Origin of the sequence: Agromyces sp. PvR057 (genome assembly GCF_040547485.1) — a bacterium.
GTDB lineage: Bacteria > Actinomycetota > Actinomycetes > Actinomycetales > Microbacteriaceae > Agromyces.
Genome location: NZ_JBEPPT010000003.1, coordinates 122,960 through 143,583, shown reverse-complemented (window position 1 = coordinate 143,583; position 20,624 = coordinate 122,960). Strand labels below are relative to the sequence as shown.

The window sequence follows — 20,624 nt, the reverse complement described above, 5'->3', positions numbered from 1 at the left end:
TTCCGCCTCTTGGGGCGCGCCCGGTATGTGACGGATGCCGCCTCGCAGGCCGAGTGGGACGGTTCCTGTCGGCCCGGCGGCCCGGCGGCCCGGCGGCCCGTCGCGCGGTGTCGGCGTCGGCTCAGCGTCGGCTCAGCGTCGACGCAGGCGCGCGATGGCCGGTTCGGCGAACCCGCGGAACTCGGGCGACCGCAGCAGCCAGAGTCCGCCGAAGTACAGGCCCGACATGACAGCGCCGATCACGACCATCGAGACGATCGCACCGACGCGGCTGGACACCGCGTACCCGCCGTCGACGGTTCCGCCGAGGGCGACGAGCAGTGCGAGTCCGGCTATCACCGGAACGACGAGGGCGAGCAGCGATCGACCGAGCGCGACGCCGATGCGACGCCCGTCGAGCGTGGACAGGCGGCGGCGCAGCAGCAGCGTGGCGAGCACGAACTGCGCCAGCACCGCGATCGTGGTGGCGAGGGCGACGCCCACGCCGATCCACGCGTTGGGCAGCAGCAGGCATGCGAACGCCGCGATCGAGAAGACGATCACCTGGAAGAGCGTGAAGTAGAACGGGGTGCGGGTGTCGTTCAGGGCGTAGAACGTGCGCTGCACGACGAACAGCAGGCTGAAGGCGACGAGTCCGATGGTCAGCGCGATCAGGATGTTGCCGATAGCGGATGCCGCGTCGAAGCCGGTCTGGAACACCGCGCCGAACGGGTAGGCGACGACCATCAGGCCGGCCGACGCGAGCACGAGGATCACGAGCACGCCGCGCACGGCGCTCGAGAAGTCGTTGCGCACCTCGGCGAGGTCGTCGAGGTGCGCGTGCTCGCTCATGCGCGTGAAGTACGCCGTCGCGATCGAGACGGTGATGACGGAATGCGGCAGCATGAACACGAGCCACGCGGTGTCGAATGCCGCGACCGAGGCACCCTGACCGGTTGCGACGATGAGCACGCGCGTCTGCACGATGCCGGCGAGGGTCGTGAGCAGCAGCATGCCGAAGGTCCAGCCGGCGAGGCGGCCGGCCGTGCGGAGACCCACGCCGCGCCAGGCGAAGTCGGGCTTGAAGCGCAGCCCGACGCGGCGCCAGAACCAGAACAGGATGAGCGCCTGCGCCGCGATGCCGAGGGTCGCCGAACCGGCGAGCAGGGCCACCATGCCGCCCGTCCAGTCGCCGACGTCACGGAGTCCGTCGGGGTCGAACCCGAACACGAAGCCGAACACCACGAGGCCGACGATCGCGACGATGTTGTTCAGCACCGGAACCCAGGTGAACGGTCCGAAGCTGCGGCGCGCGTTCAGGACCTCGCCCAGGAGCGTGTACATGCCGTAGAAGAAGATCTGGGGCATGCACCACCAGGCGAACGCGATGGCGAGCGGCAGGATCTCCTGGTTCGATCCGGCGTAGAGCGCCGCGAGGAGCGGTGCGGCGGCCGTGGCGACGACGGTCGCGCCGAGCAGGATCACCATGGCCAGGGTGAGGAGCTTGTTGATGTAGCCGCTTCCGCCGTCGGCGTGGGCCGAGGCACGCACGATCTGCGGCACCAGCACGGCACTCAGCACGCCGCCTGCGACGATCACGTAGACCGTGTTCGGCAGGCCGTTCGCCACCGCGAACGCGTCGGCGCTGATGGATCCGACGACGCCGATCGTGCCGGCGAGCACGATGGCCTTCACGAAGCCGAGCACGCGCGAGACGAGCGTTCCTGAAGCGAGGAACAGGCTCGCACGCCCGATGCGGTCGTCAGTCATCGTTTCGTTCGCTCGTCTCGTTCGGGGAATCGGCGGGCTCGGCGGGCTCGGCAGGCTCGGCAGGCTCGGCAGGCTCGGTGGGCTCTGCGGAGGCGGATGCTGCGGCGTCGGTCTCGCCGCCCGCATCCGCCGCGGCATCCGCTGCTCTTGCCCGCCGCCGGCGACGGATGTTGCGCCAGATGCCGATGCCGAACACGATGATGACGATGCCGCCGAGCATCGCGGCGCCGAGGCCTTCCCAGTCGGCTCGCACGTCTGCGGTGATCATCACCGTCGAACCCACCGGGACGCCCGTCAGCGAGCGGAGCGAGACGGCGAGCTGCACCTCTCCGTTGCCGACGCCCGCGGCGACGGGCACGCTCACGGTGCTGCGGGACTGCGGCTCGACGGTGACCTGCACGGGTTCGTCGACCACGAGGCGACCATTGGTGGGTGCCACGTCGACCTCGACGACGACCGTGTGGGACAGGCCGTTCTGCACGGTGACGGGGATGCCCGTCTCGCTGGCGACGACGAGCACGGTGCTGCTCGGGACGACGGAGATCGCGTCGACGGTCGCGCGCTGCGTGGCGAGCCAGTCTTCGGCGGAGGTGCTCCACTCGGCGGGCGTGGCCAGCCATCCGACGTCGAAGAGGGCGAGCAGCTCGCGGCGGACCGGGCCCGTGATGTCGGTCGGATCGTCGAGCACCGTCGCGAAGGCGTCGACCTCGGTCTCGGCGGCGATCATGTCCTGGGCCAGGGCACGGCGCGCCTCTGGTTCGGTCGAGTCGACGAGCGAGCGGGCGACGGGCGGCGCGCCGATCGTCTCCGCGAGGCCGGTGAGCGAGACGAACGGCGAGTTCGCGAGCTCGTCGAGGAGGTCGCCGACGCGATCCGAGATGAGGCCGTAGTCGCGGCCGAACGTGGCGAGGAGCGGTGCGCTCGAACCGGAGGTCGCCGCGTCGAGTGCCGAGCGCGCGAGCACCTCGCCCGTGGCGTCGCGCCACTCGAGGTCGGTCGATGCCGCGCCTGCCGCACGCACTGCGTCGGTGAGGTCTTCGTCGGACACGATCGCCGTGCCGTCGTCGACGAGCGCCGAGGCCCGCGAGCCGTCGAGGGGCGCCACGTTGGCGGCGTCGAGCACGGTGGTGGTGAGGCCCGCGGAGTCGAAGAACGCGATGTTGCCCGGGCCGACCGTGGTGTCGCCCGGCCAGGCGATGTCGGTGCGGGTGTATGGCCAGTCGAGCAGCTCTTCGAGGCTCGGCACGGGTGAAGCAGGCTCGGTGGGGGTCGGGGAGGGCGTTGGCGTCGCGACCTCTCCGGACGCGCCTGTCGCGCCGATCTCGCCGGTCGCGGCATCGCCCTCCCCTGTGCCCGGTTCGAGCGCGGGGTCGGCGACGAAGTCGTCGGGGTCGAGCGCGTCGTCGAACGAGGTCGGGCGCAGCGGCTCGGGGAGGCCTGCTTGGGCCTGGAGTGCGAGATCGGCATCGGCGTAGGCGAGCGGGAAGGTCTCGTTGGGGACGGCCGCGAGGCGATCGAGCCAGGCGATGGCCGTCTGCGGGGCGGAGGTGCCGAGCGCGCGGATCGAGGCGATGACGCGCGGGTCGATGCCGATCGCGATCGGGCGGCCGGCGAGTGCGTCGAGCTGACGGGTGAGCAGGCCAGACGGGGAGGTCCAGTTCTGGAGGTCTTCACCGCCGATGAGTCCGGTCGACGATGCCGGCACCGTGATCGGCGCGAGCAGTGCGACCGGTGCGCCCGTCGACGCGACCGAGGTGTTCGCGAAGGCCGACGTGCCGGTCGAGGTGACGACGTCGCCGACCTGCAGCTCTGCACCGAGCCCGACCACCGGTGAACCGGCGAGGTCGGCGAAGGCCGCGGCGGGAACCGTGAAGGCCACCTGCGTCACGCCGCCCGCCGGGAGCGTGCGGGAGCTCACCTCGCCGAGCACGATGCTGTCGGAGCCGAATGCGGCACCCGCCTCGGGTTCGGCGAGCCACGCGTCGAGCTCTGCGTCGTCGTCGATCGTGTCGGTCGGGCGGACGAGGCGCACGGTGCCGGCCTCGACGAAGGAGCCGCTGCGGTTCTCGAGCTCGACCGTCACGGTGACGGGGCTGTTCGCCGTGCCGAGCGTGAAGGTGGGCGCGAGGGTCGGGGCGATGCTCAGCAGCACGCCCTCGGCACCGCCTTCGGGGTCGGTGGCCCCGAGCATCGCCGTGGTGCTCGACCCGGGGTCTTCTGCGTCGCCCGCGGTGGCGCCGATCGCGTCGGCGGCGCCGAACAGCACGTCGTGGATGTCGCCGACGGTGTCGCCACCATCGGTCGTCGCCGAGAGCGGCACGAGTGCGAGCGCCGCGACCGCGACGAGGGCGCCCGTGACGACGAGGGTGCGACGCACGCCCGTCGCGCCGGTGGATCCGACTCGCCTGCGGGCGCGACGACGCGCAGCATTCGAGTCGGCCATGGTGGCGATTCTACGACCTGCCTTCGGCGCGCCTGTGCGCATTCGCACAGCTTCGCGACGACCGGCGGATGCCGCGGGCGGCCCGGTTCGCGTGCGCCGCGGTCGACCCGCGGTCGACGGGCGGTCGATGAACGGCAGGCAGCGGCATCCGTCCCGCCTAACATGGGAGGCATGCAGAGTGTCGCGGCAGCCCTCGACCGGCTGGGCGAGCTGGCCTCATCGCCGACCGTTTCGAAGCTCGCGACGGCGTTCGAGCGCGCGGGGCACGAGCTCGCCCTCGTCGGCGGTCCGGTCCGCGACGCGTTCCTCGGGCGGCCGGTCAACGACCTCGACTTCACGACCGACGCAACGCCCGACGAGATCCTCGCGATCGTGAAGCCGATCGCCGAGGCGCACTGGGACATCGGCCGCGCCTTCGGCACCATCGGTGCCAAGGTCGCGGGCGAGACGGTCGAGATCACGACCTACCGCGCCGATTCGTACGACGGCGACTCGCGCAAGCCCGAGGTGGTCTTCGGCTCGAGCCTCGACGGCGACCTCGGCCGGCGCGACTTCACGGTGAACGCGCTGGCGCTGCGCCTGCCGAAGCTCGAGCTCGTCGATCCGACCGGCGGCGTCGAGGACCTGCTCGCGAAGACGCTCCGCACGCCGGCGGCCCCCGAGCGCTCGTTCGGCGACGACCCCCTGCGCATGCTGCGGGCCGCCCGCTTCTCGGCCCAGCTCGGCTTCGAGGTCGAAGCGGGAACGCTCGCGGCGATGTCGGCGCTCGCCCCCGAGATCGACCGCATCTCGGCCGAACGCGTGCGCGGCGAGCTCTCGAAGCTGCTGCTGACCTCGTCGCCCCGCGGCGGCATCCGTCTGCTGGTCGAGTCGGGCCTCGCCGAGCGGGTGCTGCCCGAGGTGCCGGCCCTGCGGCTCGAGGTCGACGAGCACCATCACCACAAGGACGTCTACGAGCACTCGCTCACCGTGCTCGACCAGGCCATCGACTACGAGCTCTCGCGCGGCAACCTCGACTCCCCCGACCTCGTGGTGCGCCTCGCGGCGCTGCTGCACGACATCGGCAAGCCCGGCACGCGCCGCCTCGAGTCGGGCGGGGTGGTGTCGTTCCACCACCACGACGTCGTCGGCGCGAAGCTCGCGCGCAAGCGCCTGCGCGCCCTGCGCTTCGACAACGACACCATCGCGGCGGTCTCGCGCCTCATCGAGCTGCACCTGCGCTTCTTCGGCTACGCGGATGCCGCGTGGACCGACTCCGCGGTTCGACGCTACGTGCGCGACGCCGGCGACCAGCTCGAGCGCCTGCACATCCTCACGCGTGCCGACGTCACCACGCGCAACCGGCGCAAGGCCGACCGCCTCGGCTTCGCCTACGACGACCTCGAGGAGCGCATCGCCGTGCTCGCCGAGGAGGAGGAGCTCGCGGCCGTGCGCCCCGAGCTCGACGGCGCCGACATCATGCGCCTGCTCGACATCCGCCCGGGGCCGCTCGTCGGCGAGGCCTACCGCCACCTGCTCGAGGTGCGCCTCGACGAGGGTCCCATCGGCCCGGATGCCGCGGAGCAGCGCCTGCGCGCCTGGTGGGCGTCGCGCGAGGCCTGAATGGCGCCGGCACGCGGCATCCGCTATGCTGTCAAGGTTGCCCGTGCGCCTCGAATGTGAGGCCTCCTCGGGTCGCGTATGCACAACCCTCCTGCTGCAGAGATCCTGCAGCCGTTTGAGTCCGAAGGAGGTGGGTTAGTCATGCACCAGTACGAGCTGATGGTTATCCTCGATCCAGAGATCGATGAGCGCACCGTTGCTCCCAGCCTTGACAAGTTCCTCAACGTCATCCGTAACGATGGCGGCACTGTCGACAAGGTCGACATCTGGGGACGTCGTCGTCTGGCCTACGAGATCAACAAGAAGAACGAGGGCATCTACGCCGTCGTCGACTTCACCGCCGAGTCCAAGACCACCGACGAGCTCGACCGCCAGCTGAACCTCAGCGAGGCCGTCATGCGCACGAAGGTGCTCCGCGCCGAAGAGGCGATCGCACAGGTCGCCGCTCACGCGAAGGCTCAGGAAGAGAAGGCCGCCAAGAAGGCTGCCGCTTCGGCCAAGAAGGACGCCTAGTCCCCATGGCAGGCGAGACCATCATCACTGTGGTGGGCAACCTCACGGCAGATCCCGAACTGCGCTACACGCAGGGCGGACTGGCGGTTGCCAACTTCACCATCGCTTCCACTCCCCGTACGTTCGACCGTCAGGCGAACGAGTGGAAGGACGGCGAAGCGCTGTTCCTGCGCGCGAGCTGCTGGCGTGAATTCGCCGAGCACGTGGCGGGTTCACTCACCAAGGGTTCCCGGGTCATCGCTACCGGACGTCTCAAGCAGCGTTCCTACGAGACGAAGGAAGGCGAGAAGCGCACCAGCATGGAGTTGGAGATCGACGAGATCGGTCCCTCGCTCCGGTACGCGACGGCTTCCATCACGCGTGCACAGTCCAACCGCGGCGCGGTCGGCGGCGGCGGCTCCTACGGGGGCGGCAGCAACCAGTCCGACGACGCATGGGCTCCCAGTGCCCCCGCAGCCCAGTCGGGCGGCGGCGGCGACGTCTGGAACACGCCTGGTACGAACTACGGCGACGAGACGCCCTTCTAGGCCTCACGGCCGGTGAGTCGGATGCTGCCAGCACGTGCATCCGATTCGCACATCATCTTCAATAGACAGGAAATCCAATGGCTGGAAAGAGCAGCGGCGATCGCCGCAAGCCGAGCCGCGGGAAGGGCGCGAAGAACGCCGCCCCGGCGAAGTCGATCAAGGTCGGCATCATCGATTACAAGGACGTTGCGACCCTTCGCAAGTTCATCTCCGAGCGTGGAAAGATCCGCGCCCGCCGCATCACCGGTGTCTCCGTGCAGGAGCAGCGCCTCATCGCCCGTGCCGTGAAGAACGCACGCGAGATGGCGCTTCTGCCCTACTCGGGCTCTGGCCGCTAAGGAGCACGACAATGGCAAAGGTTATTCTCACGCACGAGGTCACCGGCCTCGGTGCCGCCGGCGACGTGGTCGAGGTCAAGAACGGCTACGCACGCAACTACCTCGTCCCCCAGGGCTTCGCGACTCCGTGGACCCGCGGTGGCGAGAAGCAGGTCGACCAGATCAAGGCCGCTCGCGCGGCTCGCGCCCTGCACTCGCTCGAAGACGCGCAGGCCCTCAAGGCCTCGCTCGAGTCCGCCAAGGTCAAGCTCGCCGTCAAGGCTGGCGTCGGCGGTCGCCTCTTCGGCTCCGTCAAGACCTCGGACGTCGCGGCCGCGGTCGAGGCCGCCGGTCTCGGCGCGGTCGACAAGCGCAAGGTCACCATCCCCTCGCCGATCAAGTCGGTCGGCGACCACGAGGCCATCGTGCGTCTGCACGACGAGCTCTCGGCCACGATCACCCTCCAGGTGGTCGCCGCGAAGTAATTCGCGCACGCACGACGAACGGCGGTTCGGGCTTCGGCCCGGACCGCCGTTCCGCGTTCGGCGGTGGGTCACCGCAGGAGAGCACCCGAGGCCCCTGACGGGGCCGTGGAGGGCGGCGGAAGGGCATGCCGTGCGGCGGCGTCGCTCGTACCGGAACGGCCGCGAAAGCAAGGATTCATCAGTGTTGCCTGTGACTGTTGTACACAGGTGGGGTATCGCACACCGTGGAGTTCTCAAGAACTTTTTCCACACAGGTGTGGAAACTGGAAAAGGCTGATCAAGTCAGAATTCAACCCGTGTAATTCACATGATTTCCACAGATATCCACAGGCTGATTGCACATGTTCCACGGCGTTTCGCCCAGATTCTCCCCAGAGTTATCCACAGGCTGGGTTGTGCTGTGGAGATCGCTTCCATATCGTGAAGCAGCGTCCCTCGATCACCCGTTTCCCAGCGTGCCGAAGCCCCCATGTCGGTGGTTCGGCCGAGACTCGGTCGTGGGCGCACACGCACGCGGCCCGAGGGCTGGAACCGGAGGTCATGGAGTTGTCGATCGCGCACATCGGGCTCGCCGAACCGGCCGACGACGGTGACGCCCGCCGCGGCGAACGCGTGCCGCCGCACGACCTCCTCGCGGAGCAGAGCGCCCTCGGCGGCATGATGCTCTCGAAGGACGCCGTCGCCGATGTCATCGAGACCGTGCGCGGCGTCGACTTCTACGTGCCGAAGCACGAGGTCGTCTTCAACGCGATCCTCACGCTCTACTCGCACGGCGAGCCGACCGACGTCATCGCCGTCACCGACGAGCTCACGAAGACCGGCGACCTCCAGCGAGCCGGTGGCATCGAGTACCTGCACACGCTCACGAGCATCGTGCCGACCGCCGCCAACGCCGGTTTCTACTCGTCGATCGTCGCCGAGCGCGCGTTGCTCCGCCGCCTCGTCGAGGCGGGCACCCGCATCGTGCAGATGGGCTACGCCGGCGAGGGCGAGGTCGTCGACCTCGTCAACAACGCCCAGGCCGAGATCTACTCCGTCACGGGTTCGGTCGAGACCGAGGACTACGTGCCGCTCTCCGAGGCCGTCACGGTGGCAATCGACGAGATCGAGGCGGCCAAGCACACCGACGGCAAGTTCACGGGCGTGCCCACCGGGTTCGCCGACCTCGACGACCTCACCAACGGGTTCCACCCCGGGCAGATGATCATCGTCGCCGCGCGACCCGCCATGGGAAAGTCGACCCTCGCGCTCGACTTCGCCCGCTCCGCGGCCATCACCAACGGTCTGCCCGCCGTGTTCTTCAGCCTCGAGATGGGCAAGAGCGAGATCGCGATGCGCCTGCTCTCCGCCGAGGCATCCGTGCCGCTGCAGAACATGCGCAAGGGCACCGTCGACACCCGCGACTGGACCACCATCGCGTCGACCAGGGGCCGCATCAACGACTCCCCGCTCTACATCGACGACTCCCCCAACATGACGCTCGTCGAGATCCGCGCCAAGTGCCGACGCCTCAAGCAGCGCGTGGGCCTCAAGATGGTGGTCATCGACTACCTGCAGCTCATGACGAGCGGCAAGCGGGTCGAGAGCCGCCAGCAGGAGGTCTCGGAGTTCTCGCGTGCACTGAAGCTGCTCGCGAAGGAGCTCCAGGTTCCGGTCATCGCGCTCTCGCAGCTGAACCGTGGCCCCGAGCAGCGCGCCGACAAGATGCCCGCGCTCAGCGACCTGCGCGAGTCGGGCTCGATCGAGCAGGACGCCGACATGGTGATCCTGCTGCACCGCGAGTCCGCCTACGAGCGCGACAGCCCCCGTGCGGGCGAGGCCGACCTGATCGTCGCCAAGCACCGTAACGGCCCCACGCGCACGATCACCGTGGCGTTCCACGGCCACTTCTCGCGTTTCGCCGACATGGTGCAGGGGTAGCGACCGCGTCGTCCGCGGTGATTCCCTGAAGAATCACCCAGCAACGGATCGAATCGATTCGATACACTTGTCGACGCGGTACCCGCGCGGACCGCCATCCCTGACCGCAGTCCGCACGAAAGCCACCACCGATGTCCACCGCTCTGACGACCGGACGCCCCTGGCGCGTCATCCTGCTCTTCTCGATCCCGTTGCTCATCGGCAACGTGGTGCAGCAGCTCTACCAGTTCGCCGACGCGATCGTGGTCGGGCGACACCTCGGGGTCGACTCGCTCGCCGCCGTCGGCGCGACCGGCAGCCTCCTCTTCCTCCTGCTCGGGTTCGCGTGGGGTGTCACGAGCGGCTTCGCGATCCCGACCGCGCAGGCGTTCGGCGGGCAGGACCATGCGGCGGTGCGACGGTCGGTCGCCACCGGAACGCTGCTCACCGGCATCCTGAGCCTCGTGCTGACCGTGGTCGCGCCGCTCGTCGCGAGGCCCGCCCTCGAGCTCATGCAGACGCCGCCGGAACTGCTCGACGAAGCGACCGTCTACACCCAGGTCAGCTTCCTCGGTGCGTCGACGATGATGGCGTTCAACTACCTCTCCGCGATCATCCGCTCGATCGGCGACTCCCGCACCCCCCTCGTCTTCCTCAGCATCGCGTGCGTGCTCAACGTGGGGCTCGTCGTGCTGATGGTGGGCCCGCTCGACTGGGGCGTCGGCGGCGCGGCGCTCGCGACGGTCGTCGCGCAGGCGATCTCGGTGCTCATGTGCCTCGCGTACGTGCGTCGCCAGGTTCCCGTGCTGCACCTGAAGCGGGCCGACTGGCGCATCACCGGCGCCGGCCTGCGCGAGCACCTGCGTCTCGGCCTGCCGATGGGCTTCCAGGCGTCGATCATCGCGATCGGAACGCTCGCCGTGCAGGTGGCGCTGAACGAACTCGGCGCCGGCGCGGTCGCGGCCTACACCACCGCCTCTCGCGTCGACGGGCTCGCGGTCGCACTGCTGCAGTCGCTGGGGCTGGCGGTGTCGATGTACGCCGCGCAGAATCTCGGCGGCGGGCGGCCCGATCGCATCCGCCGCGGCGTCGTCGAGGCGACGTGGATGTCGCTGGCCTTCGCGCTCGTGCTCGGCGCACTGCTCGTCGTGTTCGGGTCCGCGCTCGTGCGGCTCTTCGTCGGCGACGGGTCCGACGAAGTCGTGCATCAGGCGACCCTCATGCTCGTGATCAACGGCCTCAGCTACACGGCGCTCGGCGTGCTCTTCGTGCTGCGCGGCGCGTTGCAGGGGCTCGGTCACACGCTGATCCCCACCGTGACCGGGGTCGTCGAGCTCGTCATGCGGGTCGCGGCCGCCGTCGTGCTCGGCGGGCTCATCGGTTTCGTCGGCGTCGTGTGGAGCAACCCGTTCGCCTGGTTCGGCGCGGTCCTGCTGCTCGTGCCGGCCTACGTGCGCGAGCACCGACGTCTCGGGCGCCTGCCCGTGCAGCCGGCCGTGCCGACCGAGACCACGGCGATCGCGATCATCGGCCCGACCGACGGTTCGATGGTCGTCGACGCCGTCGTCACGCAGTCGGTGCCGGTCGTCACGGTTCCGGATGCCGCGGCGCGGCCGGGTCGGGTTCACTCGCGCATGCGCTGATCGGCGTCCGACCCGGCGTCCGGCCCGGCTCTACGACGTCGTCGCCTCCGCGGCGTCGAGCCGCTGAGTCGCGAGCCACTCGAGCGTTGCATCGGCGACATCCCGCCAACCGCTGTCGATCGTCAGCGAGTGGCCCCGCCCCTCGAACTCGCGGTACTCGGTGAGCGACGAGGGGTTGTCGGCGTACAGGCCGAGCACCTCCTTCGTCACGGCCTTCGGCACGGTGTGGTCCTCGGTGCCCGAGATGAGCAGGAGCGGCCCGCGCACGGCCGTGTGGGTGTCGACGGTGGCCGGGGAGTTCCGCGTGAAGTTCGCCGTCGCATCCTCGAAGAGCGGGCGACCCGGGCCCGGAATGGTCCAGGACTCGTGCAGGGCGGCGGACTCCTCCTCGGAGATCGCGTTGCCGAAGCTGTAGCGGAACTGCTTCGCGCTCAGCGAGACCGTGCGCTTCTTGTTGGCCGGGTTGCCCAGCACCGGGAAGCCCGAGCGCAACTGGGAGAACGGCAGGGTCTTGACGCCCTTGATGGGCGCCGGATCGATCGCGACGCCCGCGATCGCGAGATCGTTCGCGAGCAACTCCTGGGCGATGAGCCCGCCGAAGGAGTGGCCGATGACGATGGGCTTCGCATGGAGCGTGTCGATGAAGTCGGCGTAGTGGTGGCAGATCTGTTCGATGCCGACGTCGTCGAGATGCTCCGCGTTCGCGCGCGTGGACTCGACGGTGTCGGCATCGCCTGGCCATCCGGGTGCGCTGGGTTCGTAGCCGTTCGCGGCGAACAGGTCCTGCCAGGGCTCCCAGGCGGAGGCGTGGATCCAGAGTCCGTGGATGAAGACCACCGGGGTCTTTGACATGGTGAAGCTCCTTCGTGTTCGGTGAGGCGTTGGCGGTTCGGTGGTGGCGTGGTGGCGGGTGGTAGATGGAGCGGCGGCTAGAGCTCCTTCGTGAGCCCGCCGTCGATGAGGAAGTCGGCGCCGGTGACGTTGCCCGCGCGACCGCTCGCGAGGAGCAGCACGAGGTCGGCGACCTCCTCGGGTTCGGTGAAGCGACCGGTCGAGAAGCCGCCGGCCGCTGCGATGGCACGCTCGCGGGCCTCGTCGAACGAGACGCCCATGCTCGCGGCGAGGGTCGCCGCGACGCCCGTCTCGCCGAGCCAGAGGGGCGTCGAGACCGGCCCGGGGCTGATCGTGTTGAATCGCAGCCCGCGCGGGCCGTACTCCTTCGACAGCGACTTCGACAGGTTCCAGACCGCGGCCTTCGTCGCCGAGTAGTCGATGACGCCCGGGTCTGGGAGATAGGCATTGACCGACGCGATCGTGACCACGTTGCCGGCGCCTCGCTCGAGGAGCAGCGGGATGGCCGCACGCGTGGTGCGCACGGCGGCCATCAGCGTGAGGTTGAGCGTGCCGAGCCAGTCCTCGTCGGTCACCGCGAGGAACCCGTCGGTGCGCGGCGTCACGGCGCCGACGTTGTTGACGAGGATGTCGAGGCCGCCGAAGTGCGCCGCACGCGACACGAGCTCGGCCGGACCGGTCGTCGTCGAGAGATCCACGGACACCGCCATGACATGGCCGCTGTCGGAGAGCGCGACGAGTTCGTCCGTGATGGTTCGGGCGCCGGCGATCACGCGTGCCCCCTCGGCGACGAGCGCCCGCGTGACCGCGAGCCCGATGCCCTTGCTCGCGCCGGTGACCACGGCGACCTTGTCGATCAGATCGAGATCCATGGGCGCGACGCTAGTCCTGGCCGCGCGACGCTGCCTGTCCCCGCGACTACCCCCGAGCGGTTCAGCCGAGCGGTTCAGCCGAGCGCTTCAGCCGGCGCCGCAGTCCGAGGAGCTGCGTCCGCGAGCGGCTCCGCGCGTTCTGCGAGGGCGGTGAACGCGTCGGCCCCGGGCGTGTTCGGTTCGGCCTGGTACAGGAAGATGGTGTGCCCGTCGGTGCCGGCCACGGGCAGGCGCATGAAGTGCAGCGTGAGCGCACCGACATCCGGATGTCGCAGCACATGCACGCCGTCGGTGACCTGCACGACATCGTTGCGGTCCCACAGTTCGCGGAAGCGGTCGCTGGTCGAGGTGAGCTCGTCGACGAGCGAGCCGAGCCGTGCGTCGCCCGCGCGGAGGCCGAACATCGATCGGAACAGGGCGACCGATCTCGAGGTCAGGCCGTCCCATTCCGCGTGCAGCGCGCGGTCGGCCGGATCGGTGAGGAGCGACCTGAGGTTGTTCACGCCGACCCGGTAGTTCGGGCTCAGCGCTCGGGCGAGCGCATTGCTCGCGAGCACGTCGATGTAGCGGTTGTGGACGACGGCCGCGGTGTTCGGCCACGAATCGATGAGCCACTGCACGTGCGGCTGCACCACGTCGCCGCCGTCGGCGGGGCCCGTCGAGGGGCGCCGCGCGAGATCGTGCAGGTACGCGCGCGCTGCCGCATCGAGGCGCAGGGCCCGCGCGAGCGCGTCGAGCACCTGCGCGGACGGGTTGGATTCGCGGCCCTGCTCGAGCCGGAGGTAGTACTCGGTGCTGATGCCCGCGAGCACGGCCACCTCTTCGCGTCGCAGGCCGTCGACGCGCCGCCGCTCGTCGCCGACCGGGATGCCGACGTCCTCTGGTCGCACCAGCACGCGCCTCGCCCGCAGGTAACCGCCGAGAGGGGTCTCATGCGCCATGTCGGTGTCCCGCTCCCGGCTCATCGATCGACATGCGCACAGTATGGTCCCGCATCGCCGGCTCGTGGGCGTTGCTGCGCAAGATGACGGGTACCGACGGTGCCTCCCGCACCCGGGAGGCGAGGCGTAGCGTCGAACGCATGACGATCCCCACCCTGACGCTGAACAACGGCGTCGAACTCCCCACCCTCGGCTTCGGCGTCTTCCAGGCGGCACCGGAGCAGACCGCCGCAGCCGTCGGCGAGGCGCTGCGCGTCGGGTACCGCCACGTCGACACCGCCGCCGCGTACCTGAACGAGCGCGAGGTCGGTCACGCGATCGCCGAGGCGGGCGTGCCGCGCGACGAGCTGTTCCTCGAGACGAAGGTCTGGATCAGCGACTACGGCTACGACGAGACCCTGCACGCGTTCGACACGTCGGCGGCGAAGCTCGGCGTCGACCAGCTCGACCTGCTGATCCTGCACCAGCCGCTGCCGACCGCGTTCGACCGCACGCTCGAGGCGTACCGGGGGCTCGAGGCGCTCTACGCCGACGGGCGAGTGCGCGCGATCGGCGTGAGCAACTTCATGCCCGAGCACCTGCGCCGGTTGCTCGCCGTCGCCGACGTGGTGCCCGCGGTGAACCAGCTCGAGATCCACCCCTTCTTCCAGCAGCGCGAGGTGCTCGTGCTCGACGACGAGCTCGGCATCCTGAACCAGGCGTGGTCGCCGATCGGCGGCATCACCTTCTACCGCCAGGGGCAGGGCGGCAGCACGCTCGACGACCCGACGATCACTGCGATCGCGGCGACGCACGGCAAGTCGCCCGCCCAGGTGATGCTCCGCTGGCACCTGCAGGAGGGCCGCTCGGCGATTCCGAAGTCGGTCACGCCGCACCGCATCGCCGAGAACTTCGACCTGTTCGATTTCGAGCTCGGCGCCGACGAGCTGGCGCGCATCGACGCGCTCGACGCCGGCGTGCGCCGCGGGCCCGAGCCGGTCGACATCACGCTCGAGGCGTTCGGGCGACCGATCCCCGAGGCCTGAGCCGGGGAGACCCCCTCGTCGACGGATGCCGCGGGGCGTGCATGGGTGAACATCCCCATCGACCTCGAGAGGCGTCGACCCTACGTTGACATGCAGACGGGGCGGTCCCGGTCGAGATGGAGGGGCATCGTGAAGATCAATATTCGAAATGCGGTCGTGGCGCTATGCACGGCCGCACTGCTCACTGGAGGCGGCATCCTCGCCGCCGCCCCGGCGCATGCGGCGACGCGAGGTGTCGATGTGCAGGGGTACTGCAAGTCGCAGTTCAACGCAGCATGGCTGGCCGGAGCGAGCGCCAACGCCAACGACGCCTACAGCTGGCGGTGCACGTACGCAGGCCTTCGTTTGAGCTACGGCATCGACATGAACGCCGCATGTCGCTGGACGACCAAGAGCGGGCGTGCATACGCGGTAGTGGGCGACGCGAGGAACGCGTACTCCTGGTACTGCGTCTCCTGATCCCGGTACGAACCCGCCCCGTGCGCCCACCGGTGCGCGGGGTGGTTCGCGTCGTGGCCATTTGTCGCGCCCCGATTCCAGTCGTATGCTGTCCTGACCGATAGCAGAACAGGGCGTTCGTTTATAGAACAAGCGCCGGATGAAAGAACCGTCAGATTCCTCGGCCTGCGCCGCTGCTCTCGCTTCGAACCACGACGACGTGAGGAGAGCCCGTGCAGTTCCACCACCACGGCTACGTGTCCGGAGATCCCCGCATCGAGCCCGCGGCCGGCATCGGACTCGATCGGCCCGAGGAGCTGCCCGGCGAGGTCGACGTGCTCATCGTCGGCTCGGGCCCGGCCGGCATGGTCGCGGCCGCGCAGCTCGCGCAGTTCCCGGGTGTCGCGACCCGCATCGTCGAGCGACGCGGCGGGCGCCTCGCGATCGGCCAGGCCGACGGCATCCAGGCCCGCAGCGTCGAGACGTTCCAGGCGTTCGGGTTCGCCGAGCGCATCATCGCCGAGGCGTACCGCATCACCGAGATGGCGTTCTGGAAGCCCGATCCCGAGAACCACGCGAACATCCACCGCGCCGCCGTCACCCCCGACGACCCGACCGGCATCAGCGAGTTCCCGCACCTCATCGTGAACCAGGCCCGCGTGCTCGACTACTTCGCCGAGTATGCCCGCAACTCCCCCGGGCGCATCGTGCCCGACTTCGGATGGGAGTTCGTCGGGCTCGAGGTCGCGCAGCCCGGCCCCGAAGGCGAGCTGCCCGAGTACCCCGTCACCGTGACGCTCGAGCGGGCCACCGGCGTCGGGCTCGGCGCGGGAGACGCATCCCACGCGGCCCCCCTCGACGGCGAGCTCACGGGCGAACGTCGCACGGTGCGGGCCAAGTACGTCGTCGGAGCGGATGGCGCGCGCAGCAAGGTGCGCGAGTCGATCGGCGCGCAGCATGTCGGCGCGCAGTCCTTCCATGCCTGGGGGGTCATGGACACGCTCGCCGTGACGGACTTCCCCGATATCCGCACGAAGTGCTCGATCCAGTCGGAGGCGGGCAACATCCTCCTCATCCCGCGCGAGGGCGGGCAGCTGTTCCGCATGTACGTCGACCTCGGCGAGGTTGCCGAGGACGATCACGGCGCGGTGCGCCGCACGACCCTCGAGCAGGTCATCGCGAAGGCGAACGACATCCTGCACCCGTACTCCCTCGACGTGCGCGACGTGCCGTGGCACTCGGTGTACGAGGTCGGCCACCGCGTGACCGACCGGTTCGACGACGTGCCGCTCGAGGAGCAGGGCACTCGCACCCCCCGCGTGTTCATCACCGGCGATGCCTGCCACACGCACAGCGCCAAGGCCGGGCAGGGCATGAACGTGTCGATGCAGGACGGCTGGAACATCGGCTGGAAGCTCGGGCACGTCCTCGACGGCCGCGCCGATGCGGCGCTGCTCGAGACGTACCACGCCGAGCGGCACGTCGTCGCGGCGGAGCTCATCGCCTTCGACCGCGAGTGGTCGAGGCTCATGGCGACCAAGCCCGAAGACCTGGGCGACCCGGCCGAGCTCGAGGACTTCTACGTGCGCACGTTCGAGTTCCCGGCCGGGTTCATGACGCAGTACGAGTCGTCGATGATCATCGGCTCGCAGCAGCACCAGGAGCTCGCAACCGGATTCCCGGTCGGCAAGCGCTTCAAGTCGGCGCCCGTCGAGCGGGTCTGCGACGGCAATCCGGTGCAGATCGGCCACCACCACCGCGCCGACGGGCGGTGGCGCATCTACGCCTTCGCCGACGCGGCGCCTGCGACGACGGATGCCTCGGGCTCGGCCCTCGCGTCATGGGCGACGTGGCTCGCCGAGGCATCCGATTCACCGCTCGCGGCGCACGTGCCCGCCGGCGGCAGCTTCGACGACGTCTTCGACGTCAAGGTCGTCTTCCAGCAGCCGCACCTCGAGGTCGAGCTCGGACGGGTGCCGCGCGTGTTCCTCCCGGCCACAGGGCCGTTCGGGCTCACCGACTACGAGAAGGTGTACGCCGCCGACCCCGAACACGACATCTTCGAGGAGCGCGGCCTCTCACGCGACGGGGTCGTCGTGGTCGTGCGCCCCGACCACTACGTGGCGCAGGTGCTGCCGCTGTCGGCCACGGTCGAGCTCGCCGAGTTCTTCCGGGGTGCGCTGCTGCCGCGCTGAGTGGGACGGCAACGCGCCGGACGAGGAGAGGGCGGAGGGAGCGAAGCGAGCGTGTCGAGACCCTCACGGGCAGACGCGCACCCTGCGCCCCTCGAAGCCGACGACGTCGCCGGGCTGCAGCTGTCGCCCGCGCCGGCGATCGACCTCGCCGTTCACCGTCACGTCGCCGTCGATGACGGCTTCTTTCACGTTGCCACCGGTGTCGAGGAGTCCTGCGAACTTGAGGAACTGCCCGAGGCGGATGACCTCGCCGCCGATCGAGACGTCTTCGATCGGAGCCTGATTCGTCATCCCCGAATGCTAGCCGACGTGATTCCGGGCTTGAAGCAGGTCGACGCCAGTCGGTCGATCGACGACGCTAGGCGCCGTAGGCGCGTCGCACGGCGGCCGCGGCGGCCACCAGCCGCGACGCGATCTCGGCCTCGGCCTGCGCGAACGACACGTGGATCACCGCGATCGACGCAGCCGGCTGTCCCGGCAGGGTGAGCGGCACCGCGACCGACCGCAGCGAGGGCACCACCTCGTCGTGACTGACCGCGTAACCCCGTTCACGGGTTACCGCGATCTCGGACCGCAGGGCGGTGGTCGCGGCATCCGGCCATGCGACGTCGGGCAGGCTCGCGAGGATCGCCTTGCCCGGCCCGCCGCGCGTGAGCGGATGCCGGTGGCCCGGCCGGTACGAGACGACGGCCATGCTCTGCCGCGGGGCCGCGCTCACCAGGGTGGCGGCCTCGTCGGCGTCGACCTGCACGGCGAGCAGGCACGTCATGCCGAGCTCGTTCGCGACATCCGTCAGCTCTGGCAGGGCGACCTGCTGGAGGTCGCGGGCGACGCCCGACGCGAGGGCCGCGAGACCCGTGCCGAGCGTGACGCGACCGGCGGAGTCGCGCGCGACGAGGCCGTGGTCCTCGAGCGTGCGCAGCAGCCGGTACGCGACCGACCGGTGCACGCCGAGTTCGGCGGCGAGCTCGTCGATCGTCAGGTTGCGGTCGGCCGCGGCGAGGATCTCGAGCAGTCGGATGCCGCGACTCAAGGTCTGCGAGCCGGTCTGCGTCGCCGGGGTGCCCGCCGGGGTGTCTGCCGCCATGCGTCCGATACTAGAACGCCGTGCTCGATCATCGGACGCGGGGTGCGCCGCGGCACCGTGGATCGAGGGCATGCGCGGTCGGCAGGGGACGCCCTCGAGTGATCGGCGCCCCGGATGCCACCCGGCATTTCTGCTGGGCGAAAGAATCGTGAATCCTTCACGGTGAGAGCCCGGAGAAGTTCGCATCGCGGCCGAGCGCGGCCCCTACGCTGAACCCCGAGCACGACCACCCGAACCGGTGCCGACGGCATCCGCGGAATGCGCCAGACGGTGCTGCCTGCGGGGCCGATCTGCGCCTATGGTGGTGCTCGCAGCACCGTCGCCGCACCGCACGTTCGTGCCCCGAGGCGACGGTCGCCCAAGCCGCAGCGCCGAAACCACGGGCGCCTCGACGTGAAGGAGCACCGCATGTCCCGCATCGGGATCGTGACCGAGCACAGCCCGGAGTCGCGCGTCGCGGCCACGCCCGCGACCGTGAAGCAGCTCATCGCCCTCGGCTACCGGGTCTCCGTCGAGGCGGGCGCCGGAGCGCGGTCGTCGTTCCACGATGAGGCGTACCTCGAGGCCGGAGCCGAGATCACCACGCGTGCCGCAGCGCTCGGCAGCGAGGTCGTGCTCATGGTGAACGCGCCGACGGACGCCGACATCGCGGCCCTGTCCCCCGGCGCCACGCTCATCGGCCTGCTGGCTCCCGCGTTCAAGCCCGAGCTGCTGCGGGCGCTCGCCGACCACGGGGTCACCGCGCTCGCGATGGACGCCGTGCCGCGCATCTCGCGCGCCCAGTCGATGGACGTGCTCAGCTCGATGGCGAACATCGCGGGCTACCGCGCGGTCGTCGAGGCGGCGCACGAGTTCGGCCGGTTCTTCACGGGCCAGGTGACGGCCGCCGGCAAGGTGCCGCCGGCCAAGGTGCTCGTCGCCGGCGCGGGCGTCGCCGGACTCGCGGCGATCGGCGCGGCATCCAGCCTCGGCGCCATCGTGCGCGCGACCGACCCCCGCCCCGAGGTCGCCGACCAGGTGAAGTCGATCGGCGGCGAGTACCTCAAGGTCGAGGTCGCCGAGCAGATGCAGTCGACCGACGGCTACGCGAAGGCCACGAGCGAGGACTACGACCGCCGCGCGGCCGAGATCTACTCGGAGCAGGCGGCCGACGTCGACATCATCATCACGACCGCACTGATCCCGGGCCGTCCGGCGCCGAAGCTCATCACGGCGGCGGATGTCGCGAGCATGCGCTCGGGCAGCGTGATCGTCGACATGGCGGCGGGCCAGGGCGGCAACGTCGCGGGCTCCGTCGCGGGCGAGCGCGTCGTCACGCCGAACGGGGTCGTGATCCTCGGCTACACGGATCTCGCCTCGCGCCTGCCGACCCAGGCCTCCCAGCTCTACGGCACGAACGTCGTGAACCTGCTGAAGCTGCTGACGCCCGGCAAGGACGGCGAGCTCGTGCTCGACTTCGACGACGTGGTGCAGCGCTCGGTCACGGTCGCGCAGCCCGGGGCGGTCACCTGGCCGCCGCCACCGGTGCAGGTGTCGGCGGCCCCGGCCGCGGCATCCGCGACCCCTGCGGCGCCCGCCGAGCCGAAGCCGGCGAAGGCGCCCATGACACCGGTCAAGAAGGTGTTGCTCGTCGCGGTCGGCATCGCCGCCCTGTTCGCGGTCAACGCCATCGCACCGGCGCCGCTCCCCCAGCACTTCACGGTGCTCATGCTCTCGGTCGTCGTCGGCTTCTACGTGATCGGCAAGGTCGCGCATGCGCTGCACACGCCGCTCATGAGCGTCACGAACGCCATCTCGGGCATCATCGTCGTCGGCGCGATGCTCCAGATCACGAGCGACGTGCCCGTGGTGCAGGTGCTCGCGGCCGTGGCCGTGCTGCTGGCCAGCATCAACATCTTCGGTGGATTCGCCGTGACCCGACGCATGCTCGCGATGTTCTCGCGAGGCCCGGCCGCCGCCGGTCCGGCTGCATCCCGACCGAGCGGCTCGCCCGCCCGACCCGGCAACTGACCGCGACGCGCTGACCCCGAGGAGCC

18 protein-coding genes are annotated in these 20,624 nt (G+C 70.0%); 11 read left to right on the top strand and 7 right to left on the bottom strand.

Annotated features, from left to right (window positions below; all coding sequences use genetic code 11):
* Window positions 1–132 precede the first annotated feature (132 nt).
* Together murJ and ABIC29_RS13370 are read right to left on the bottom strand one after the other, a co-directional pair.
* Window positions 133–1,749, bottom strand: a complete 1,617-nt coding sequence (murJ, locus tag ABIC29_RS13375) for a murein biosynthesis integral membrane protein MurJ (protein ID WP_116080084.1) — start codon at window positions 1,747–1,749, stop codon at window positions 133–135.
* Complete coding sequence (locus tag ABIC29_RS13370; protein ID WP_354246072.1) at window positions 1,742–4,192, bottom strand: DUF6049 family protein; 2,451 nt, start codon at window positions 4,190–4,192, stop codon at window positions 1,742–1,744. The genes murJ and ABIC29_RS13370 overlap by 8 nt, the downstream gene beginning before the upstream one ends.
* Before the next feature lie 171 nt (window positions 4,193–4,363).
* Here ABIC29_RS13370 and ABIC29_RS13365 point away from each other — a divergent pair, with 171 nt between their 5' ends.
* The 7 genes from ABIC29_RS13365 (at window position 4,364) to ABIC29_RS13335 (ending at window position 11,178) form a co-directional block, all read left to right on the top strand.
* The gene (locus tag ABIC29_RS13365; RefSeq protein WP_354246069.1) at window positions 4,364–5,794 is read left to right on the top strand and encodes a CCA tRNA nucleotidyltransferase; all 1,431 of its coding nucleotides are present in this window, start codon (window positions 4,364–4,366) and stop codon (window positions 5,792–5,794) included.
* A gap of 141 nt (window positions 5,795–5,935) precedes the next feature.
* The gene (gene rpsF, locus ABIC29_RS13360; protein WP_067880937.1) at window positions 5,936–6,307 is read left to right on the top strand and encodes a 30S ribosomal protein S6; all 372 of its coding nucleotides are present in this window, start codon (window positions 5,936–5,938) and stop codon (window positions 6,305–6,307) included.
* Between the two features lie 5 nt (window positions 6,308–6,312).
* Complete coding sequence (locus ABIC29_RS13355) at window positions 6,313–6,834, top strand: single-stranded DNA-binding protein (protein WP_157414149.1); 522 nt, start codon at window positions 6,313–6,315, stop codon at window positions 6,832–6,834.
* A gap of 77 nt (window positions 6,835–6,911) precedes the next feature.
* The gene (gene rpsR, locus ABIC29_RS13350) at window positions 6,912–7,172 is read left to right on the top strand and encodes a 30S ribosomal protein S18 (RefSeq protein ID WP_022889097.1); all 261 of its coding nucleotides are present in this window, start codon (window positions 6,912–6,914) and stop codon (window positions 7,170–7,172) included.
* An 11-nt stretch (window positions 7,173–7,183) separates the two neighbouring features.
* On the top strand, window positions 7,184–7,636 hold the full coding sequence (gene rplI, locus ABIC29_RS13345) for a 50S ribosomal protein L9 (RefSeq protein ID WP_116080081.1): 453 nt from the start codon (window positions 7,184–7,186) through the stop codon (window positions 7,634–7,636).
* A gap of 546 nt (window positions 7,637–8,182) precedes the next feature.
* Window positions 8,183–9,556: a replicative DNA helicase gene (gene dnaB, locus ABIC29_RS13340; protein ID WP_116082011.1), complete on the top strand. Its 1,374-nt coding sequence runs from the start codon at window positions 8,183–8,185 to the stop codon at window positions 9,554–9,556.
* Between the two features lie 131 nt (window positions 9,557–9,687).
* Window positions 9,688–11,178 (top strand): MATE family efflux transporter, encoded by a 1,491-nt coding sequence (locus ABIC29_RS13335; RefSeq protein ID WP_354246064.1) that lies wholly within the window; start codon window positions 9,688–9,690, stop codon window positions 11,176–11,178.
* A 30-nt stretch (window positions 11,179–11,208) separates the two neighbouring features.
* Here ABIC29_RS13335 and ABIC29_RS13330 read toward each other — a convergent pair whose 3' ends face one another.
* From ABIC29_RS13330 to ABIC29_RS13320, 3 genes are all read right to left on the bottom strand, one after another.
* A complete protein-coding gene (locus ABIC29_RS13330; RefSeq protein ID WP_354246061.1) occupies window positions 11,209–12,030 on the bottom strand; it encodes an alpha/beta hydrolase in 822 nt (273 codons plus the stop codon).
* 77 nt (window positions 12,031–12,107) lie between these two features.
* Window positions 12,108–12,902: an oxidoreductase gene (locus tag ABIC29_RS13325; RefSeq protein WP_116080051.1), complete on the bottom strand. Its 795-nt coding sequence runs from the start codon at window positions 12,900–12,902 to the stop codon at window positions 12,108–12,110.
* A gap of 74 nt (window positions 12,903–12,976) precedes the next feature.
* A complete protein-coding gene (locus ABIC29_RS13320) occupies window positions 12,977–13,843 on the bottom strand; it encodes a helix-turn-helix domain-containing protein (protein WP_116080050.1) in 867 nt (288 codons plus the stop codon).
* A gap of 140 nt (window positions 13,844–13,983) precedes the next feature.
* Between ABIC29_RS13320 and ABIC29_RS13315 the strand changes: the two genes are divergently transcribed.
* The 3 genes from ABIC29_RS13315 (at window position 13,984) to ABIC29_RS13305 (ending at window position 17,501) form a co-directional block, all read left to right on the top strand.
* Window positions 13,984–14,868 carry an aldo/keto reductase gene (locus tag ABIC29_RS13315; RefSeq protein ID WP_116080049.1) on the top strand — a complete coding sequence of 295 codons (885 nt, stop codon included), beginning with the start codon at window positions 13,984–13,986 and terminating at the stop codon, window positions 14,866–14,868.
* A 129-nt stretch (window positions 14,869–14,997) separates the two neighbouring features.
* Entirely contained in the window at window positions 14,998–15,327 is a 330-nt protein-coding gene (locus tag ABIC29_RS13310) for a hypothetical protein (protein WP_147309079.1), read from the top strand.
* Window positions 15,328–15,539: 212 nt separating this feature from the next.
* Window positions 15,540–17,501: an FAD-binding monooxygenase gene (locus ABIC29_RS13305; RefSeq protein WP_116080048.1), complete on the top strand. Its 1,962-nt coding sequence runs from the start codon at window positions 15,540–15,542 to the stop codon at window positions 17,499–17,501.
* A 63-nt stretch (window positions 17,502–17,564) separates the two neighbouring features.
* Here the strand turns inward: ABIC29_RS13305 and ABIC29_RS13300 are convergent, their stop codons facing one another.
* Together ABIC29_RS13300 and ABIC29_RS13295 are read right to left on the bottom strand one after the other, a co-directional pair.
* Complete coding sequence (locus ABIC29_RS13300; RefSeq protein ID WP_116080047.1) at window positions 17,565–17,792, bottom strand: RNA-binding S4 domain-containing protein; 228 nt, start codon at window positions 17,790–17,792, stop codon at window positions 17,565–17,567.
* A 67-nt stretch (window positions 17,793–17,859) separates the two neighbouring features.
* Window positions 17,860–18,588 (bottom strand): IclR family transcriptional regulator, encoded by a 729-nt coding sequence (locus tag ABIC29_RS13295; protein ID WP_116080046.1) that lies wholly within the window; start codon window positions 18,586–18,588, stop codon window positions 17,860–17,862.
* Window positions 18,589–18,996: 408 nt separating this feature from the next.
* On the opposite strand from ABIC29_RS13295, the gene ABIC29_RS13290 reads away from it, so the two are divergent.
* The gene (locus ABIC29_RS13290; protein WP_354246054.1) at window positions 18,997–20,598 is read left to right on the top strand and encodes a Re/Si-specific NAD(P)(+) transhydrogenase subunit alpha; all 1,602 of its coding nucleotides are present in this window, start codon (window positions 18,997–18,999) and stop codon (window positions 20,596–20,598) included.
* Window positions 20,599–20,624 lie beyond the last annotated feature (26 nt).

Excerpts from the sequence above, each read along its gene's own strand:
- ABIC29_RS13315 (WP_116080049.1), top strand. The coding sequence starts at position 13,984 with ATGACGATCCCCACCCTGACGCTGAACAACGGCGTCGAACTCCCCACC.
- ABIC29_RS13300 (WP_116080047.1), bottom strand. The coding sequence starts at position 17,792 with ATGACGAATCAGGCTCCGATCGAAGACGTCTCGATCGGCGGCGAGGTC.
- ABIC29_RS13355 (WP_157414149.1), top strand. The coding sequence starts at position 6,313 with ATGGCAGGCGAGACCATCATCACTGTGGTGGGCAACCTCACGGCAGAT.
- rpsR (WP_022889097.1), top strand. The coding sequence starts at position 6,912 with ATGGCTGGAAAGAGCAGCGGCGATCGCCGCAAGCCGAGCCGCGGGAAG.
- ABIC29_RS13290 (WP_354246054.1), top strand. The coding sequence starts at position 18,997 with ATGTCCCGCATCGGGATCGTGACCGAGCACAGCCCGGAGTCGCGCGTC.
- rplI (WP_116080081.1), top strand. The coding sequence starts at position 7,184 with ATGGCAAAGGTTATTCTCACGCACGAGGTCACCGGCCTCGGTGCCGCC.
- murJ (WP_116080084.1), bottom strand. The coding sequence starts at position 1,749 with ATGACTGACGACCGCATCGGGCGTGCGAGCCTGTTCCTCGCTTCAGGA.
- rpsF (WP_067880937.1), top strand. The coding sequence starts at position 5,936 with ATGCACCAGTACGAGCTGATGGTTATCCTCGATCCAGAGATCGATGAG.
- ABIC29_RS13335 (WP_354246064.1), top strand. The coding sequence starts at position 9,688 with ATGTCCACCGCTCTGACGACCGGACGCCCCTGGCGCGTCATCCTGCTC.
- ABIC29_RS13365 (WP_354246069.1), top strand. The coding sequence starts at position 4,364 with ATGCAGAGTGTCGCGGCAGCCCTCGACCGGCTGGGCGAGCTGGCCTCA.
- ABIC29_RS13320 (WP_116080050.1), bottom strand. The coding sequence starts at position 13,843 with ATGGCGCATGAGACCCCTCTCGGCGGTTACCTGCGGGCGAGGCGCGTG.
- ABIC29_RS13370 (WP_354246072.1), bottom strand. The coding sequence starts at position 4,192 with ATGGCCGACTCGAATGCTGCGCGTCGTCGCGCCCGCAGGCGAGTCGGA.
- ABIC29_RS13330 (WP_354246061.1), bottom strand. The coding sequence starts at position 12,030 with ATGTCAAAGACCCCGGTGGTCTTCATCCACGGACTCTGGATCCACGCC.
- ABIC29_RS13295 (WP_116080046.1), bottom strand. The coding sequence starts at position 18,588 with ATGGCGGCAGACACCCCGGCGGGCACCCCGGCGACGCAGACCGGCTCG.
- ABIC29_RS13325 (WP_116080051.1), bottom strand. The coding sequence starts at position 12,902 with ATGGATCTCGATCTGATCGACAAGGTCGCCGTGGTCACCGGCGCGAGC.